This is a genomic window from Microbacterium trichothecenolyticum, from assembly GCF_030818955.1.
Classification (GTDB): Bacteria; Actinomycetota; Actinomycetes; order Actinomycetales; family Microbacteriaceae; genus Microbacterium; species Microbacterium trichothecenolyticum_B.
Map to the genome: position 1 here is coordinate 1,224,863 of NZ_JAUTBF010000001.1, position 15,689 is coordinate 1,240,551.

Annotated in this window: 17 protein-coding genes and 2 pseudogenes; 14 read left to right on the plus strand and 5 right to left on the minus strand. The window is 72.6% G+C overall.

Features of this window, described 5'->3' with window-relative positions; genetic code table 11:
* Positions 1–62: 62 nt before the first annotated feature.
* Together QE412_RS05850 and QE412_RS05855 are read left to right on the plus strand one after the other, a co-directional pair.
* A complete protein-coding gene (locus QE412_RS05850) occupies positions 63–1,049 on the plus strand; it encodes a zinc-binding metallopeptidase family protein (protein WP_307481152.1) in 987 nt (328 codons plus the stop codon).
* 42 nt (positions 1,050–1,091) lie between these two features.
* On the plus strand, positions 1,092–1,550 hold the full coding sequence (locus QE412_RS05855; protein WP_307481154.1) for an acyl-CoA thioesterase: 459 nt from the start codon (positions 1,092–1,094) through the stop codon (positions 1,548–1,550).
* 9 nt (positions 1,551–1,559) lie between these two features.
* Here the strand turns inward: QE412_RS05855 and QE412_RS05860 are convergent, their stop codons facing one another.
* Both QE412_RS05860 and QE412_RS05865 read right to left on the minus strand, forming a co-directional pair.
* A complete protein-coding gene (locus tag QE412_RS05860) occupies positions 1,560–1,835 on the minus strand; it encodes a hypothetical protein (protein ID WP_307481155.1) in 276 nt (91 codons plus the stop codon).
* A gap of 7 nt (positions 1,836–1,842) precedes the next feature.
* On the minus strand, positions 1,843–2,775 hold the full coding sequence (locus tag QE412_RS05865; protein ID WP_307481157.1) for a fructose bisphosphate aldolase: 933 nt from the start codon (positions 2,773–2,775) through the stop codon (positions 1,843–1,845).
* Between the two features lie 31 nt (positions 2,776–2,806).
* On the opposite strand from QE412_RS05865, the gene QE412_RS05870 reads away from it, so the two are divergent.
* Together QE412_RS05870 and QE412_RS05875 are read left to right on the plus strand one after the other, a co-directional pair.
* Positions 2,807–3,826 carry a CobW family GTP-binding protein gene (locus QE412_RS05870; protein WP_307481159.1) on the plus strand — a complete coding sequence of 340 codons (1,020 nt, stop codon included), beginning with the start codon at positions 2,807–2,809 and terminating at the stop codon, positions 3,824–3,826.
* A 149-nt stretch (positions 3,827–3,975) separates the two neighbouring features.
* Positions 3,976–4,386, plus strand: a complete 411-nt coding sequence (locus QE412_RS05875; RefSeq protein WP_307481161.1) for an aldehyde dehydrogenase — start codon at positions 3,976–3,978, stop codon at positions 4,384–4,386.
* Positions 4,387–4,471: 85 nt separating this feature from the next.
* Here QE412_RS05875 and QE412_RS05880 read toward each other — a convergent pair whose 3' ends face one another.
* Positions 4,472–4,729, minus strand: a complete 258-nt coding sequence (locus QE412_RS05880; protein WP_307481164.1) for a nuclease — start codon at positions 4,727–4,729, stop codon at positions 4,472–4,474.
* A 227-nt stretch (positions 4,730–4,956) separates the two neighbouring features.
* Here QE412_RS05880 and QE412_RS05885 point away from each other — a divergent pair, with 227 nt between their 5' ends.
* The 3 genes from QE412_RS05885 (at position 4,957) to QE412_RS05895 (ending at position 6,829) form a co-directional block, all read left to right on the plus strand.
* On the plus strand, positions 4,957–5,151 hold the full coding sequence (locus QE412_RS05885) for a DUF2795 domain-containing protein (RefSeq protein ID WP_307481166.1): 195 nt from the start codon (positions 4,957–4,959) through the stop codon (positions 5,149–5,151).
* A 2-nt stretch (positions 5,152–5,153) separates the two neighbouring features.
* Positions 5,154–5,897 carry a glycosyltransferase family A protein gene (locus QE412_RS05890; protein WP_307481167.1) on the plus strand — a complete coding sequence of 248 codons (744 nt, stop codon included), beginning with the start codon at positions 5,154–5,156 and terminating at the stop codon, positions 5,895–5,897.
* Positions 5,898–6,100: 203 nt separating this feature from the next.
* The gene (locus QE412_RS05895) at positions 6,101–6,829 is read left to right on the plus strand and encodes a sigma-70 family RNA polymerase sigma factor (protein WP_307481169.1); all 729 of its coding nucleotides are present in this window, start codon (positions 6,101–6,103) and stop codon (positions 6,827–6,829) included.
* Positions 6,830–6,838: 9 nt separating this feature from the next.
* Here QE412_RS05895 and QE412_RS05900 read toward each other — a convergent pair whose 3' ends face one another.
* Positions 6,839–7,813 carry a glycosyltransferase family 9 protein gene (locus QE412_RS05900; protein WP_307481171.1) on the minus strand — a complete coding sequence of 325 codons (975 nt, stop codon included), beginning with the start codon at positions 7,811–7,813 and terminating at the stop codon, positions 6,839–6,841.
* Positions 7,814–7,890: 77 nt separating this feature from the next.
* Between QE412_RS05900 and QE412_RS05905 the strand changes: the two genes are divergently transcribed.
* From QE412_RS05905 to QE412_RS05940, 7 genes and pseudogenes are all read left to right on the plus strand, one after another.
* Positions 7,891–8,451, plus strand: a complete 561-nt coding sequence (locus tag QE412_RS05905; protein ID WP_307481173.1) for a D-glycero-alpha-D-manno-heptose-1,7-bisphosphate 7-phosphatase — start codon at positions 7,891–7,893, stop codon at positions 8,449–8,451.
* Positions 8,448–9,503 carry a glycosyltransferase family 9 protein gene (locus QE412_RS05910; RefSeq protein ID WP_307481175.1) on the plus strand — a complete coding sequence of 352 codons (1,056 nt, stop codon included), beginning with the start codon at positions 8,448–8,450 and terminating at the stop codon, positions 9,501–9,503. The genes QE412_RS05905 and QE412_RS05910 overlap by 4 nt, the downstream gene beginning before the upstream one ends.
* Positions 9,500–10,492 (plus strand): glycosyltransferase, encoded by a 993-nt coding sequence (locus tag QE412_RS05915; protein ID WP_307481177.1) that lies wholly within the window; start codon positions 9,500–9,502, stop codon positions 10,490–10,492. The genes QE412_RS05910 and QE412_RS05915 overlap by 4 nt, the downstream gene beginning before the upstream one ends.
* Positions 10,489–11,735: pseudogene (locus tag QE412_RS05920) on the plus strand (glycosyltransferase). The gene QE412_RS05915 and the pseudogene QE412_RS05920 overlap by 4 nt, the downstream one beginning before the upstream one ends.
* Complete coding sequence (locus QE412_RS05925; protein WP_307481180.1) at positions 11,732–12,373, plus strand: D-sedoheptulose-7-phosphate isomerase; 642 nt, start codon at positions 11,732–11,734, stop codon at positions 12,371–12,373. The pseudogene QE412_RS05920 and the gene QE412_RS05925 overlap by 4 nt, the downstream one beginning before the upstream one ends.
* Positions 12,370–13,762 (plus strand): annotated as a pseudogene (locus QE412_RS05930) (PfkB family carbohydrate kinase). The gene QE412_RS05925 and the pseudogene QE412_RS05930 overlap by 4 nt, the downstream one beginning before the upstream one ends.
* A gap of 30 nt (positions 13,763–13,792) precedes the next feature.
* On the plus strand, positions 13,793–14,491 hold the full coding sequence (locus QE412_RS05940; RefSeq protein WP_307481186.1) for an SDR family oxidoreductase: 699 nt from the start codon (positions 13,793–13,795) through the stop codon (positions 14,489–14,491).
* Between the two features lie 48 nt (positions 14,492–14,539).
* Here the strand turns inward: QE412_RS05940 and QE412_RS05945 are convergent, their stop codons facing one another.
* The gene (locus QE412_RS05945) at positions 14,540–15,661 is read right to left on the minus strand and encodes a glycosyltransferase family 9 protein (protein ID WP_307481189.1); all 1,122 of its coding nucleotides are present in this window, start codon (positions 15,659–15,661) and stop codon (positions 14,540–14,542) included.
* Between the last annotated feature and the right edge of the window lie 28 nt (positions 15,662–15,689).

The window sequence follows — 15,689 nt, forward strand, 5'->3', positions numbered from 1 at the left end:
GGGGTTCGTGGCGCGAGCGCAAGCCCGGGCTCTCGTGCTCACGTCTCTGTCAGGCTCGTCGCGTGAAAGCTTTCCGATGCCGCGTGTGCGGCAACGCCCTGTACTTCGAGAACTCCGTCTGCGTCTCGTGCGGCACCGCCCTCGGCTTCTCGCGCGGTGAGGCGGACATCGTGCCGGTGGACGCCGCCGGCCGCTACGTCGATTCCGCGGGTCTGATCTGGCACGTGTGCCGCAACCTCGGACTGTCGGGGTGCACGTGGCTCGCGGCGCTCGAGGGCGGGCAGTGCTCGTCGTGCGAGCTCACGCGCGTGCGCCCGAACGACGCCGACGTCGAGGGGCTGTCGCAGTACCCGGTCGCCGAGCGCGCCAAGAGATGGCTGCTCGTCGAGCTCGACCGCCTCGGGTTCACGGTGGTGGGCAAGGCCGAGGACCCCGACCGGGGGCTGTGCTTCGACCTGCTGTCGAGCGTGGCGCACAACGTCGTGATCGGTCACGATGCGGGCGTCATCACGATCGATCTGGCCGAGAGCGACGACGCCCACCGCACGAAGGTGCAGGAGCAGCTGGGCGAGCCGTACCGCACGATGCTCGGTCACTTCCGCCACGAGGTCGGCCACTACTTCGAGTGGGTGCTCGTGGAGGGAACCGATCGCATCGCCGAGGCGCGGGAGCTCTTCGGCGACGAGAGCACCGACTATCAGGCCGAGATCGACCGCCATTACTCCGAGGGCCCGCCCGCGGGGTGGCAGCAGCGCTACATCTCCACGTACGCCACGATGCATCCGTACGAGGACTTCGCCGAGACGTGGGCGCACTTCCTGCACATCACCGACACGATCGAGACGGCCGCGGAGTACGGGCTGACCACCGTCGCCGGAATCGACGCGTTCTCCCGTTTCCGCGACCTCGTCACGGGAGTCTGGATGCCGCTGTCGGTCGCGCTCAACATGATCAACCGGTCGATGGGGAAGAACGATCTGTACCCTTTCGTGCTGCCCGAGCCGGTCTTGGACAAGCTGGAGTTCGTCGCATCCCTGCGATCGGCGTAGCGGGGTCGGCACGCGGGGCGGTGCGGGCGTAACGTGGTCGGGGTGACGGCGACCCAGTGGCATCCCTCCGAAGACGGCATCAACTTCCACACCCGCAAGTGGGTGAAACCCGAAGACCTCAACGCCAATGGCACGCTGTTCGGTGGGAGCCTGCTGCGCTGGATCGACGAGGAAGCGGCGATCTACGCGATCATCCAGCTGGGCAACTACCGCGTGGTCACCAAGCTCATCTCGGAGATCAACTTCGAGGCGTCGGCCGTGCAGGGCGACCTCGTCGAGATGGGCCTGACGGCGACGCACTTCGGCCGTACGTCGCTGACGATGCGCGCCGTCGTGCGCAACATGATCACGCGCAAGCGCATCCTGACGATCGAGCGGATCGTCTTCGTGAGCGTCGACGAAGACGGCCACCCCACCCCGCACGGCTACACCGACATCACGTACAACCGCGACCGGATGCCGCGCGAGCACTCCGCGACGGGCAGTATCCGCATCGGCTGAGGCGAGGCCTCACTCGCGCTGCAGGCGCTCCACGACCGCTCGCACGCGCGCGAGCACGACGGCCTCGCTGACGCCGGCGGCAGCCGCCAGCTCGAGGGCCAGCAGGCGCGAGAGCGTGGCCAGACCGATCACGAGGTCGGCGGGATCGGCCTCCGCCCGCAGCGCACGCGAGAGCGCCTCTTCGGGATCGTGCTCGGCGTCGCCCCACGCCTCCACGACGCGCAGGCCCGCGTGGATCGATCGGTACTGCGCGTCGGACACCCACGTCGACTCCGTGGTGCTCATGGGCATCTCACGCGATCGAGGCCCGGTAGATGCCCTCGATCGTGGCATCCAGGGTGCGGTCGAACTGCTCCGGCGTCTGGTCGACGGTGAGTCCGTCGAGCAGTGCACGACTGAAGCTCGCGATCAGCCCCGGGTTGCGTGCGAGGCGTTCGTTGGCGTCGTCGCGCTCGTATCCGCCCGAGAGGGCGACCACGCGCGCCACGCGCGGGTGGGCGATGAGGTCGGCGTAGAAGTCGTCGACGGTCGGGATCGTCACCTTGACCGCGACGGTCGCGTCGACCGGCAGCGCGTCGAGGTGCGCGAGCAGAGCGGTCTTCAGCAGCGTCTCGGCCTCGGCCTTGTCGGCGGCGTGGATGTCGACCTCGGGTTCGAGGATGGGCACGAGACCCGCGGCGATCACGCGCCGGCCCACCTCGATCTGCTGGGCGACGACGGCCTCGATCCCCTCGGCATCCGCCCGCAGGATGAGCGAGCGCTCCTTCGTGCCGAAGATCCCCGCCGATGCCGCGCGCGCGAGGAGCGCGTCGAGGTCGGGGATCTCGCGCATCAGCTGCACGCCCTGCGCCTCGGGCGAGAGCCCGCGGTCGATCTTGAGCAGGGGGACGATGCCTTTCTCGTGCCAGAGGTAGTGCGCGGCCGGCCGCCCCTCGATGTCGCGATCGAGGGTGCCCTCGAAGAGGATCGCACCGAGCACGCGGTCGCTGGTGAAGACGGGGCTGGTCACCACGCGCGAGCGCGCCGCGTGGATGAGGGCGAACATCTCGTCGTCGCCGTCGTAGCGGTCGGAGTCGATGCCGTACAGTGCGAGCGCCTTCGGCGTGCTGCCGCCGGACTGGTCGAGAGCGGCGATGAAGCCGCGTCCGGTGGTGAAGCGGGCGAGCTGGGCGGCATCCGGCATGAGGACTCCTGGAAGAATGGGATTATTGAGAACGATTCTCATCAACACCGTAGCGGAGGGAGCGAGAGTCCGCGTGTCACCCTCTGAGCGCGTCCCCGTCATCGCCGTCACCGGCTTTCTCGGAGCCGGCAAGACCTCGCTGCTGAACCACCTGCTGCGCGCGCCCGGCGCCCGCATCGGCGTCGTCGTCAACGACTTCGGCGCGCTCAACGTCGACGCCGCCCTCGTGTCGGGACAGATCGACGAGGCGGCGGGCATCTCGGGCGGCTGCCTGTGCTGCCTCCCCGACGCCGGCGGCCTCGACGACGCTCTCGAGAAGCTGTCGCACCCGCGCCTGCGTCTGGATGCGATCGTCGTCGAAGCCAGCGGAGCCGCCGATCCGCCGGCCCTGGCCCGGCTGATCCGCTTCAGCGGCGTCGAACGCGTACGCCCCGGCGGCGTCGTCGAGGTGATCGACGCGGTCGAGCACTTCCGCACCGTCGACGCCTGGCCCGAACCGCCGCTGCGCTACGCGGCGGCGACCCTCGTCGTGATCGGCAAGGTCGACCTGCTGCCCCCGGGCGAACGCGCGACGACGCTCTCACGGATCACCCAGCGCGTACACGCGCGCAATCCGCACGTCGAGGTGGTGGTCGCCGAGGCGGGCCGGATCGATCCGGCGCTGGTCTTCGACGTCGCCCAACGCGACGAGCCGCCCGATGAGCTTCCGCTGGCCGCATTGATGCGCGACGAACCGCACGGCGGACACGAGCACGCCCGCGCCGCAACGGTCGTCCTCGATGCGCCCGTGGCACCGGGAGCACTGCTCGATCTGCTCGAGACCCCGCCCCGGGGCTGCTACCGCCTCAAGGGGCGCGTGCGCATCCGTGGACCGCGCGGCGAACGCGGATACCTCGTCAACGTGGTCGGACGCATGATCCACGTCACCCCGCTGCCCGATCCCCCGCCCACGGGCGAACTCGTCGCGATCGGCCTGCGCCTCGACGCGGTCGCGGCCGACCGTGCTCTTCGCACGGTCGCCGCGGCACCCGCGGACCGGCCGGATGCCGCGGGGCTTCGCCGGCTCGACCGGTATCGCCGTCTCAGCGCGTGAGCGTGGGCCGCGCGCGCCACCACGCGGACCGGCCGGGCGTACCGACGATTCAGCAGAAACATGGCGAACGACGATGTCGCCGCCGGAGTGCCTGCCGTAACATGCGGTAACACAGGCCAGTTCCTTCCACGAGAACACGGGAGACCGAGATGGACACGATGGAAATGATGAAGTCGATGCCCATGGACATGCCGGCGGGCATGACCATGGATATGGATGCCATGCAGGAGTGCATGCAGGCCATGAACGCCTGCGCGATGGCCGCGTCGATGTGCGCCGGCAGTGACATGATGACCGGTGCCGAGATGGCCAGATGCTGCGCCATGTGCTCGAACATGTCCGAGATGGCGCTCGCCACGATGCACATGATGATGCGCCCCGCCGGCATGGACATGGACGTGATGAAGGCCATGATGATGGCCTGCATGACCATGGGCAAGGCCTGCGCCGCCGAGTGCCGGATGCACGCCGAGATGGATGCCATGTGTCGCTACTGCGCCATGGCGTGCGACGACATGGTCATGAAGTGCGAGGCCATGATGGCCTCGATGGCCGCCTGAGCGACGATTCCCTCAGCGGGCCCGCCGGCGCGTTCCAGCGGGCCCGCTGCGCGTTCGGCGCGGTCTCACGCGCAGCGGCGGCGCGTCAGCGGGTCTGCGCGGTCGTGGTGATGCGGTGAGCGCTCAGCAGTTCTGCGACCGGGTGGTAGGCCACCGGTTCGTGCGGGGCGATCTCGACCGGCGGACCCACCACTCGCAGGCGCAGGGTGGTGCCGGCCAGCAGCGCGATGGTGACCTCGGCGCCGGACGCCTCGGTCACGATGCCGTCCCACCACGCGGACGGGTTGGCAGCGGCCATGGCGCGCTGGATCGGGTGGACTGTCGACGAGATCGTGCGGGACATGGCTTCACCTGCCTTCGTGAGTGGGTGAGACGAAAGTACGTCACGACCGAGTTCCTGCGAAGCGCGGATGACGCACGGCGTAATGCGCGTGCGGGGCCCGAGGTGCGTCGCATGCTGGCGCCGCACCGCGCCGGCGTCAAGGCCCGATCGGGGGCGCGGCATCCGGTCCTACCGTGACCGCCCGTCCGGCGACACCGCCGGGCGCTCGCGCTCACGAAAGGATCGACATGGCCGACACCCCCACGCCCATCGAATTGCAGAAATACCTGGGCGGGGTCGACTATCCCGCCACGAAGGACGACCTCGTGCGCGTCGCCCGTCGAAACGGCGCACCCGACGACCTGGTCTCGGCACTCGAGAACGCCGAGCGCGATTCGTTCGACGGACCCACCGCCGTCAGCAGCGCCGTCGCGGGCGACTGACGGTGGGTGACCGGCGGGGCTCCGACGAATGGGGCGCCGCCGGTTCCGTCGCGCCCGCGGCCGTCGACGTGCTCATCGCGACCGCGGGCCGGGTGGCGGAACTGGCGGTGACGCTGGCCGGGCTCGCCGCGCAGGACGCACCGCCGTTCCGCGTGATCGTGAGCGATCAATCCGCTGACGGCGCATCGGCGGCTCCCGCGGTGCAGGCGATGGTGCGGGTGCTGCGTGCGCAGGGTCGTGAGGTACGGATGCTCCGGCATCTCCCCCGGCGCGGTCTCGCCGAGCACCGGCAGTTCCTGCTGGACGAGTCCGCGGCCGAGGCCGTGCTGTACCTCGACGACGACGTGTGGCTGGAGCCGGGCGCCCTCGCCCGCGTGAGCGATGCGCTCGACACGCTGGGGTGCGGCTTCGTGGGCATGGCGGTGCAGGGCCTGTCGTTCCTCGACGACGACAGGCCCGCACAACGCGCCCGCTTCGAGCCGTGGCAGGGACCCGTCGTCCCCGAGCGGGTGCGCCGCGGAACGCCCGGGTTCGATCGCTGGCCGCTGCACAACGCCGCCAACCTCGTGCACCTCGCCCGCGACACGCCGATCCCGCCGCGCGGGTGGCTGGCGTACAAGGTGGCGTGGATCGGGGCGTGCGTGCTGTACCGCCGTGCCGCGCTGTGGATGTCGGCGGGTTCGGGTTCTGGGAGGCGCTTGCACCCGACCACGCGGGCGAGGACGTCGTCGCGCAGTGGCGCGTGATGGAGCGGTTCGGCGGTGCCGGCGTCCTGCCCAGCGGGGCGGTGCATCTGGAGGCACCCACGACGATCACGCGCCGCGACGTCGAGGCGTTCGACGTGGTGGAGGGCTGAGCACCTCGGCATCCGAGGGCCCATCGTCGGGGCAAACACCCCCGCTGCACAACCCCCGCGACGGAACTGCTTGTTCTCCGTGAGCATCCGGCCATGATCCGATCCGCATCCTCACAGGAACTCGCCCAGCGGTTGACGCTCGACAATCTCGCGCTCGCACGCTCGGTGGCGCGACGGTTCTTCTCGCGCGCCACCGCTCGCGACGACGACCTCGTGCAGGTGGCGTACATCGGCTTGTGGAACGCCGCGCGACGCTTCGACCCCGAGCGCGGTGCAAGTTTCGCGGCCTTCGCCGTGCCCACGATCTCGGGCGAGATCAAACGCCATCTGCGCGATCACGGCTGGTTCGTGCGCCCACCGCGCACGGTGCAGGATCTGCGGTCGCGCATCGGCGAGGCGTCACCGCGTCTCGCGCAGCGGCTGGGGCGCCGCCCGTCGGTCGCGGAGCTGACCGCCGATCTCGGCTCCCGCGACGAGCTGGTGCGCGAGGCCATCGACAGTCGGCATTCGCTGCGGCCGGCATCTCTCGATGTGAGCGTGGGAGTCGAGGGCGAGTCGACCCTGGCCGACGTGCTCTCCGACGGGGGCAGCGAGCTCGAACGCGTCGAGCTGTCGGCGGTGCTGTGGGCGGCGCAACGCGCCCTCACCCCGCGGGAGCGACGCGTGGTGCACCTGCGGTTCTTCGAGGACCGCACACAGCAGGACATCGCCGACGAGCTCGGCGTCACCCAGATGCAGGTCTCGCGCATTCTGACGAAGTCTCTCGGCATCCTTCGCGAGAGCATCGTCCACGGTTCGCGCCCCCTGCCCGCGGCGAGCTGAGCGGCGGCTTCACCGCGGGCCCATCACCCGCTCCACCCCCGCGAGCACGTCGTCGACCGTCACGGCCAAAAGCGCCGGGTCGGGCTCCGCGGCGAACGTCTCGCCCCGACGACGTGACGCGTCGGTGAGCACGAGGTGCGGTCCCGGTGGCGGGCCCCAGTTCTCCGGCGCCGCCGGCCCGAACAGGATCACGGAGGGACGGGCGTAGGCCGAGGCGAGGTGCGCCGCGCCCGTGTCGGCCGAGACCACGAGCCGTGCGTCCTCGACGAGCGCGGCGAACTCGGCGAGATCGAGCACCCCCGCGAGCACCGCGTCGTCGCCGAAGCCCGCGCGTCGCGACACCGCCAGCGCGCGTTCGCGCTCCGCGCCGCTGCCGGTGAAGACCACGTCGTGCCCGTCGGCGCGCAGCGACGCGGCGACGGCGGCGAAACGCTCGACCGGCCACCGGCGCGAACCGTAGAAAGCCCCGACGTGGACGACGCACGCACCCCGGATGCCGGTGCGCCGCGCGCTCGGGCCGAGGGCGACGTCGTTCTCGTCGCCGCAGATCCCGTATGCCTCGACGAGTCGCACCCAGCGCCGGCGCTCGAGCAGGTCGGGCTGCCAGTGCGGCATCCGCCGATCGGCCGGGTCGTCGCCGTCGATCTCGGCCACCCGGTGGGCGATGGTCAGACGGGCACCGAGCAGGTCGACGACCCGTCGGCTCTCGGGCCCGCTGCCGTGGAGGTTCACCGCGACGTCGACGCGGCCGGGTGCCACCGGGAGCGCATCGTCCAGCCCGGGCGTCGGGAGCAGGGCGTCGACGCCCGGGATGAGCTCGACGATCGGCTCGAGCCAGCCCGGTACGGCGAGCACGAGCCGGTGATGGGGGAAGCCGCGGCGAAGCGCCCGGACGGCGGGGACCGCCACGAGCAGATCGCCGAGCTTCAGCGTGCGCAGAGCGATCAGCGCGGGACGGTCGTCGGTGTCGTTCCAGGGCTGCACGGGCCCCAGCCTCACATCCGAGCACCACCGGGCGCACGGGGGTTTGAGAAGAAGGAGAACGGGGAACGAGCAGGAGTATGGCCGCTCCTTCCGGAATCCGCGCCGTGCTGTTCGACCGTGACGGCACGCTCATCGTCGACGTGCCCTACAACGGCGATCCCGCGCTGGTCGCGCCCATGCCCGGTGCCGTCGCGGCGGTGCGTCTCGCCCGGGCAGCGGGCCTCGACGTCGCGGTCGTGTCCAACCAGTCCGGGATCGGGCGGGCGATCCTGACGCGCGCGCAGGTCGAGGCGGTCAACACCCGCGTCGACGAGCTGGTGGGCCCCTTCGACGTCTGGGCGTACTGTCCGCACGCGGAGACCGACGGCTGCGAATGCCGCAAGCCCGCACCGGGGTTGGTGCTCCGCGCCTGCGACGCGCTCGGGGTGACGCCCGCGGAGGTCGTCGTGATCGGCGACATCGGCGCCGACATCGACGCCGCCCGAGCCGCCGGTTCATCCGGCGTGCTCGTACCGACCCCCGCCACCCGGGCCCGGGAGGTGGCGGATGCCGAGACGGTGGCGCCCGACCTCCGCGCCGCCGTCGACCTGGTTCTGCGCGCTCACGGGCTCGCCCCCGCCGACGGGGTGCAGCGATGACCCGCGTGCTGGTCGCGCGGCTCGACAGCCTCGGCGACGTGCTGCTGTGCGGACCCGCGGTCCGCGCGATCGCCGCCGCGCCCGACGTCGACGAGGTGTGGATGCTGTGCAGCTCGGTCGGCGCCGACGCCGCACGGGCGCTTCCGGGCGTCGACGAGGTGCTCGTATGGGACAGCCCGTGGATCACCGTGACGGCGCCGCCGGCCACCCCCGCGCACCTCGCCGTGCTCGCCGCGCTGTTGGAGCGGGCGTCGGTGGATGCCGCGGTGATCCTCACGTCGTTTCACCAATCCCCTCTTCCCCTCGCGCTGCAGCTGCGGCTCGCGGGCGTGGCGTTCATCGCCGCGGCATCCGTCGATCACGCGGGAACGCTGCTGGATGTGCACCTGAAGCCGGGCGAGGACTTCCCCGAAGACCAGCCCGAACCGATCCGCGCGCTCGGTATCGCCGCCGCGGCCGGGTTCATCCTCCCGGGCGACGACGACGGCCGACTTCGGATGCGCCTCGACGCTCCCCCGCCCACCGCGCTCACCGGTCTCGGACCCTACGTCGTGGTGCACCCGGGAGCGGCGGCAACGGCCCGACAGTGGCCCGCGGCCTCGCACGCCCGAGCGGTGCGGCTGCTGCACGGGGCGGGCGTCCAGGTCGTGGTGACCGGCGGGCCCGACGAGCGCGAGCTCACGGCGCGCGTATCGGGCGAGGGACACCGGGCCCTCGACCTCGGCGGCGAGACACGGCTGCCGGTTCTCGCGGCGACGCTCGCGGGCGCGAGCGTCGCCGTGGTCGGCAACACCGGTCCCGCCCACATCGCCGCGGCGGTCGGCACGCCCGTCGTGAGCCTGTTCTCCCCCGTCGTCCCCGCCGCCCGGTGGGCACCCTACGGGGTACCGCACGTGCTGCTCGGCGATCAGTGGGCGCCCTGTCGCAACTCCCGCGCCCGGGAGTGCCCGGTGGCGGGGCATCCGTGCCTGGCATCCGTCAGCCCGCACGAGGTCGTCGCCGCGGTGTTCGCGCTCGCGCCCGCGCTGGCCCGGCAGGAGGTGGGCGCATGAGGATCCTGCTCTGGCATGTGCACGGCGGGTACACCGACGCGTTCGTGCGCGGAGGACACGAGTACCTCCTCCCGGTGAACGCCGAGCGCGACGCGTGGGGCGGCGGGCTGCGGGGGCGCGACTGGCCCGCCGCACGCGAGGTGCCCATCGAGCTGTTGCACGACACCGACATCGACGTCGTCGTGCTGCAGCGGCCGGAGGAGATCGCCCTCGTCGAACGCCTGACCGGGCGCCGCCCCGGGCTCGACCTGCCCGCCGTGTACCTCGAGCACAACACCCCGAAGCCCCACCCGACCGACACCCGGCATCCGATCGCCGAGCGCGACGACATCCTGCTGGTGCACGTCACCCACTTCACCCGTCTCGTCTGGGACAACGGCGCGGCCCCCACCCGGGTCGTCGAGCACGGCGTCCCCGACCCGGGTCCGCGGTACACCGGCGAGCTCGCCCGGTCGGCGGTCGTGGTCAACGAACCCGTGCGCCGCGGGCGCATCACCGGCACCGACCTGCTCCCCCGTTTCGCCGAGACCGCCCCCATCGACGTGTTCGGCATGAAGGCCGAGAGCCTCGCAGCGATCCCCGGTGTCACCCCCGCGGGCGACCTCGCGCCCGCGCGTCTGCGGGGCGAGCTCGCCCGTCGACGCCTTTACCTGCATCCGCTGCGGTGGACCTCGCTCGGCCTCGCGCTCCTCGAGGCGATGCACCTCGGGATGCCGGTCGTCGGGCTCGCGACCACCGAGGCGCCGCGGGCGGTGCCGCCGGAGGCGGGCCTGTTCACCAACGACCTCGACGAGCTCGCGCGCGGTATCCGCGCGCTCATGAACGATCCCGCGCTCGCGGCGGAGCGGGGGCGGCAGGCACGCCGGCACGTGCTCGAGCATCACGGGCTCGAGACCTTCCTGCGCACCTGGGATGCCGTGCTGTCCGAAGCGGTCAGCGGCGTACGGGCCATGGCATCCCTTCATCTCGGCGAGAGGAGCTCCCGATGAGGATCTCGATGGTGTCGGAACACGGGAGTCCCCTGGCGACGCTCGGCGGCGTGGATGCCGGCGGGCAGAACGTGCACGTCGCCGCCCTGTCGGCGGCCCTCGCCGCGCGCGGGCACGACGTCACGGTGTTCACCCGGCGCGACGACCCGCACCTCCCGGAGAGGATGCCGCTGTGCCCGGGCGTGGAGGTGGTGCACGTGAGCGCGGGCCCGGCATCCGCCATCCCGAAAGACGACCTGCTGCCGTACATGCCCGCCTTCGCCGACCGCCTCGCCGACGCGTGGCGCGCAGACGCTCCCGACCTGGTGCACAGCCACTTCTGGATGTCGGGCGTCGCCGCCCTCGACGCCGCGCGACGCCCCGACACCCCGGACGTACCGGTCGCCCACACCTTCCACGCGCTCGGCGTGGTCAAACGCCGGCACCAGGGCCTCGACGACACGAGCCCCGTCGATCGCGCCGCCCTCGAACCGGCAGTCGGGCGCGGCGCCGACACGGTGGTCGCCACCTGCTCCGACGAGGCGTTCGAACTGATCCGGCTCGGCGTGCCGTCCTCGCGCATCTCGGTCGTGCCCTGCGGGGTCGACACCGACCTCTTCCATCCCGAGGGGTCGACCGAGACGAAGACGCGTGCGCACCGGATCATGACGATCGGGCGTCTCGTGCCGCGCAAGGGCGTCGGCACGGTCATCACCGCGCTCGCGCGACTGGCGCGCGACGACATCGAGCTCGTCGTGGTGGGCGGATCGCGCGGCGCCGAACAGGTCGCCGACGACCCCGACGTGCAGCGTCTCGCCGCTCTCGCCCGCGACGAGGGCGTCGCGCACCTCGTGAGCTTCCGCGGTCAGGTGTCGAGGACGGAGCTTCCGGCGGTGGTGCGCTCGGCGGATCTCGTGGTGTGCGCCCCCTGGTACGAGCCGTTCGGCATCGTCCCCCTCGAAGCCATGGCCACGGGAGTCCCCGTCGTGGCGACCGCGGTCGGCGGCCTCATCGACACCGTCGTACACGGCACCACCGGCGTGCACGTGCCCCCGCGGGATGCGGACGCCATCGCCACGGCCGTCACCGCCCTGCTCGCCGACCCCGGGGGTCTGGCCAAGCTCGGCCGAGCCGGCGCCGCCCGGGGGTGCGCAGCGGGTACACGTGGGACCGGGTGGCCGCCGACACCGAGCGCGTGTACCGGCGGATGCTGTCGCGCCGGCGGATCGAGCTGCGCGCGACGCGCGGGGCGGTGACCCGATGACCGCCACCGCGCACCCGCACCTCGCACGCCCCGACATCGTCGACGTGCTGCACGCGCACGTCGACGCCCACACCGTTGCTGTCGACGCGCTGCGCGAGCGCATCCCCGTCGTCGTGCGCTGGGGACGCGAACTCGCCGACCTGCTGATGCGCGGTCAGCGTCTCCCCGTCGCCGGCAACGGCGGCTCCGCCGCGCAGGCGCAGCACCTCACGGCCGAGATCGTCGGCCGCTTCGACGGGGAACGGCGGCCGTTCTCGGCGATCTCGCTGCACGCGGAATCCTCGAGCGTGACGGCGATCGGCAACGACTACGGCTTCGCGGAGGTGTTCGCGCGCCAGGTGCACGCGCACGCTCGATGCGGCGATGTGGTGGTGCTGTTCTCGACCAGTGGGCGCAGCGAGAACCTGCTGCGCGCCGCCGCGGCCGCCGACCGGGTCGGGGCGCGGACATGGGCGCTGACCGGAATCGGTCCGAACCCGCTCGCCGACCGGTGCGACGAGCACATCGCCCTCGCGGGCACCTCGGCCGGGGTGCAGGAAGCGCACCTGCTGGCGCTGCACCTGCTGTGCCGGGTCTTCGACGACCGGGTGCGCGAGGTCGATGCGCGCACCGCCCACGCAGCGAAGGAGACGCCGTGAGGATCACCGTCGTCGGAGACCTGCTGCTCGACGCCGATCTCGGCGGTCGGGCCGATCGTCTCAGCCCCGATGCGCCGGTCCCGGTCGTCGCCGTCGACGCCACCGTGCGCCGACCCGGGGGCGCAGGGCTCGTCGCCACCCTGCTCGCGCGCGACGGCATCGACACGACCCTCGTGACGGTGCTGGCCGACGACGACCGCGGCCGCGAGTTGCGATCGCTGCTCGCGGAGATCGACCGGGCCGCCGCGGGCGATCTGCGCCTGGTCGCCGGCCGCTCACCGTCACCGACCCCGGTGAAGACACGCGTGCGCGCCGGCTCTCACGCCGTGGTGCGCATCGACGAGTCGTGCGACGCCCCCGCGCCCCCGATCGTCACCGCCGAGATGCTCGCGGTGCTCGCCGAGGCCGACGCGATCGTGGTCGCCGACTACGGCCGCGGGCTGACCGCCGACCCCCGCCTGCGCGCGGCACTGTCCGCCGCGACCGACCGCGTCGCCGTGGTGTGGGATCCGCACCCCCGCGGCGCCGATCCCGTGCCGGGGGTCGCGGTCGTCAGCCCCAACCTCGCCGAGGCCCGCGCGGCCGCCGGTGTCACCACATCCGGGATGCCGGGAGCCGGCGACGCGGCTCGACTGCTGGCCGCGCGCTGGAACGTGGATGCCGTGCTCGTGACGCTGAGCGAGCGCGGCGCACTCCTGCACCGGCGCCGCTCTCACGATGCCATCCCCCACGTCGTCCCCGCCAGTCCCGGTGACCTCCCTCGACCCTTGCGGGGCGGGCGACCGGCTCGCCGCAACGCTCGCGAGCAGCCTGGCGGGCGGCGCGTCGCTCCCCGCGGCGGTGCAGGCGGCGGTCGCCGCGGCCGGGCGATTCCTCGCGGCGGGCGGGGTGGCGTCGCTGACGGCCGCCGGTGAGGCGCTCACGCCGCCGCACGACGGCGACGCGCTGGCCGTGGTGCGCGCCGCGCGGGCACGGGGTGGCACCGTGATCGCGACGGGCGGGTGCTTCGACCTCCTGCACGCGGGCCATGCCCGCACGCTCGCCGCCGCCCGTGCGCTCGGGGACTGCCTCGTCGTGTGCCTGAACAGCGACGACTCGGTACGCCGCCTCAAGGGCGCCGAGCGTCCGATCATGACCCAGCACGACCGCCGCGACCTGCTGCTCGCCCTGGAGTGCGTCGACGCGGTCGTGGTGTTCGACGAGAGCACCCCCGAGGCGGTCCTGAGACAGCTGACCCCTGACGTGTGGGTCAAAGGCGGCGACTACGTGGCATCCGATCTGCCCGAGACCGCCGTCGTGGCGGAGTGGGGCGGGCGCACCGTCACCGTGCCGTATCACCCCGGCCGTTCCACGACCGCCCTCGCGGGAGCGCTCGCCCGCGTCGGGTGAGACCCCATCCGCAACAGAAGGAGAGCACGCATGACCGCTGATCGACCCCTCGGAAACGTCCTCATCACCGGAGGGGCCTCGGGCCTCGGTGCCGCCGTCGCCGCCGCCGTGCGGGACGCGGGAGGCAGACCCCTCGTGCTCGACCTCGACGTGAGCGCGGTCGAAGGTCCCGACGCCTACGCGTGCGACGTGTCCGACACCCGTGCCACCGAGCAGCTCGTGACCGACCTCGCCGCGAGATACGGCGGGCTCGACGCCGTGGTCACGGCGGCCGGCATCGACCGGCCCGCCCCGCTCGACGGGATCGACGGCGCCGCGTGGGAGCGAATCGTCGCCGTCAACCTGCTGGGCACCGCCGCCGTCGTGCGCGCGGCCCTGCCCGCACTCACCGCGACCCACGGCCGTGCGGTGATCGTCGCCTCGTCGCTCGCGATCCGCGCCCTCGGCCACGCGACCGCCTACAGCGCGTCGAAATTCGGGGTGAAAGGGTTCGCACGCTCGCTCGCGGCCGAGACGCAGGGCCGCATCGGGGTGACCACGATCTTCCCCGCGGGCATGCGCACGCGCTTCTTCGAGGGCCGCGACGAGCAGTACAAGCCCGGCCCCGACGCGCACCTCATCGACCCGCGCGAGGTGGCGGATGCCATCGTGTTCGCGCTCCGACAGAAGCCCGGCGTCGAAATCCGCGAGCTCGTCATCTGCCCCGAAGACGAGCCGTCGTGGCCATGACGGCGATGACGCTCCTCTCGGCGCGGTGGCGGGAACGGGAACGGGCCGTCACCACCGCGCGGCGGTGACGGCGACGGCGGCGAGCGCGACCGCATCGTCGTAGACGGCGTCCACCGTGACGTCGGTGACGAACGAGTCGTCGTGCGCGCACCGCTCGGCCGTCCACCCGACCTGGGTGACGTCGCGGTCGCACACCGGGCAGCGGGTGGTCCACGACAGCTGCACCCGGTGGCGCGCCCGCGTGGGTGGACCGCCGTTGATGAGGTTGCCCGCCCAGTAGATGCCGACGGTGGGTGCCCCGACGGCGTGCGCGAGGTGTCGGGGGCCGCTGTCGTTGCCGACGAACACGTCGGCCGTCGCCAGCACCCCGGCCAGCTCCGACAGCGACAGCCGTCCCGCGAGCGAGAACACGGCATCCCCCGCCCGCCGACCGGCCTCGGCCGCGATCCCGTCGGCGATCGCGGCGTCGCCGCCGTCTCCGACGACGACCACCCGCATGCCGTCGGCAGCGAGCCGCACCGCCACCTCGACGAAGCGGTCGGCGGGCCACCGTCGGCGCGGGTCGGTCGCCCCGGGGTGGACGACGGCCAGGCCCGCGCGGCGCTCGCCGATCAGCTCGAAGCCGCGCATCCGCTCGCGCGGCGTGACGGCGAGGTGCGGCTCCTCCGGCGCGGTCGCGGCCCCGGCGAGGGCGGCGACCTCGCGCCAGCGCACCGTCTCGTGCTGGTAGTAGACGTACGGCAGGTTCCTCTCGAGCGGGGCGGCGTCGGGCGTGCGCGTGCCCACCGTGTGCCGGGCACCGAGGCCGAGCAGGAACGGGTTGGAGTACCGTCCCCCGCCGTGCATCTGACACGCCAGGTCGATGTGCTCCGCCGTCATCCGCTGCAGGAACCGCCCGATGCCGCGCGCATCGTCGGCGTCGTCGGGGCCGTGCACCCCGCGCGCCCGGGGCAGAGCCTCCACCCGTGCGACGGGCCCCGGGCGCCCGCCGAGCAGCGTCGCGGCCAGCGGCGTTCCCAGCAGCACGATCTCGGCCTCGGGGTACGTGCGCGACAGCGCCTCCACCGCCGGCAGGGCGAAGAGCAGATCGCCGAGGCCGCCGCCGCGCAGCACGGCGATCTTCAGCACGTCGTCGAAACGTTGCGCGCCGCTCGGGAGCGTGGCATCCATGGGTCGTCCTTCCCTCGCCCCGAGTGTT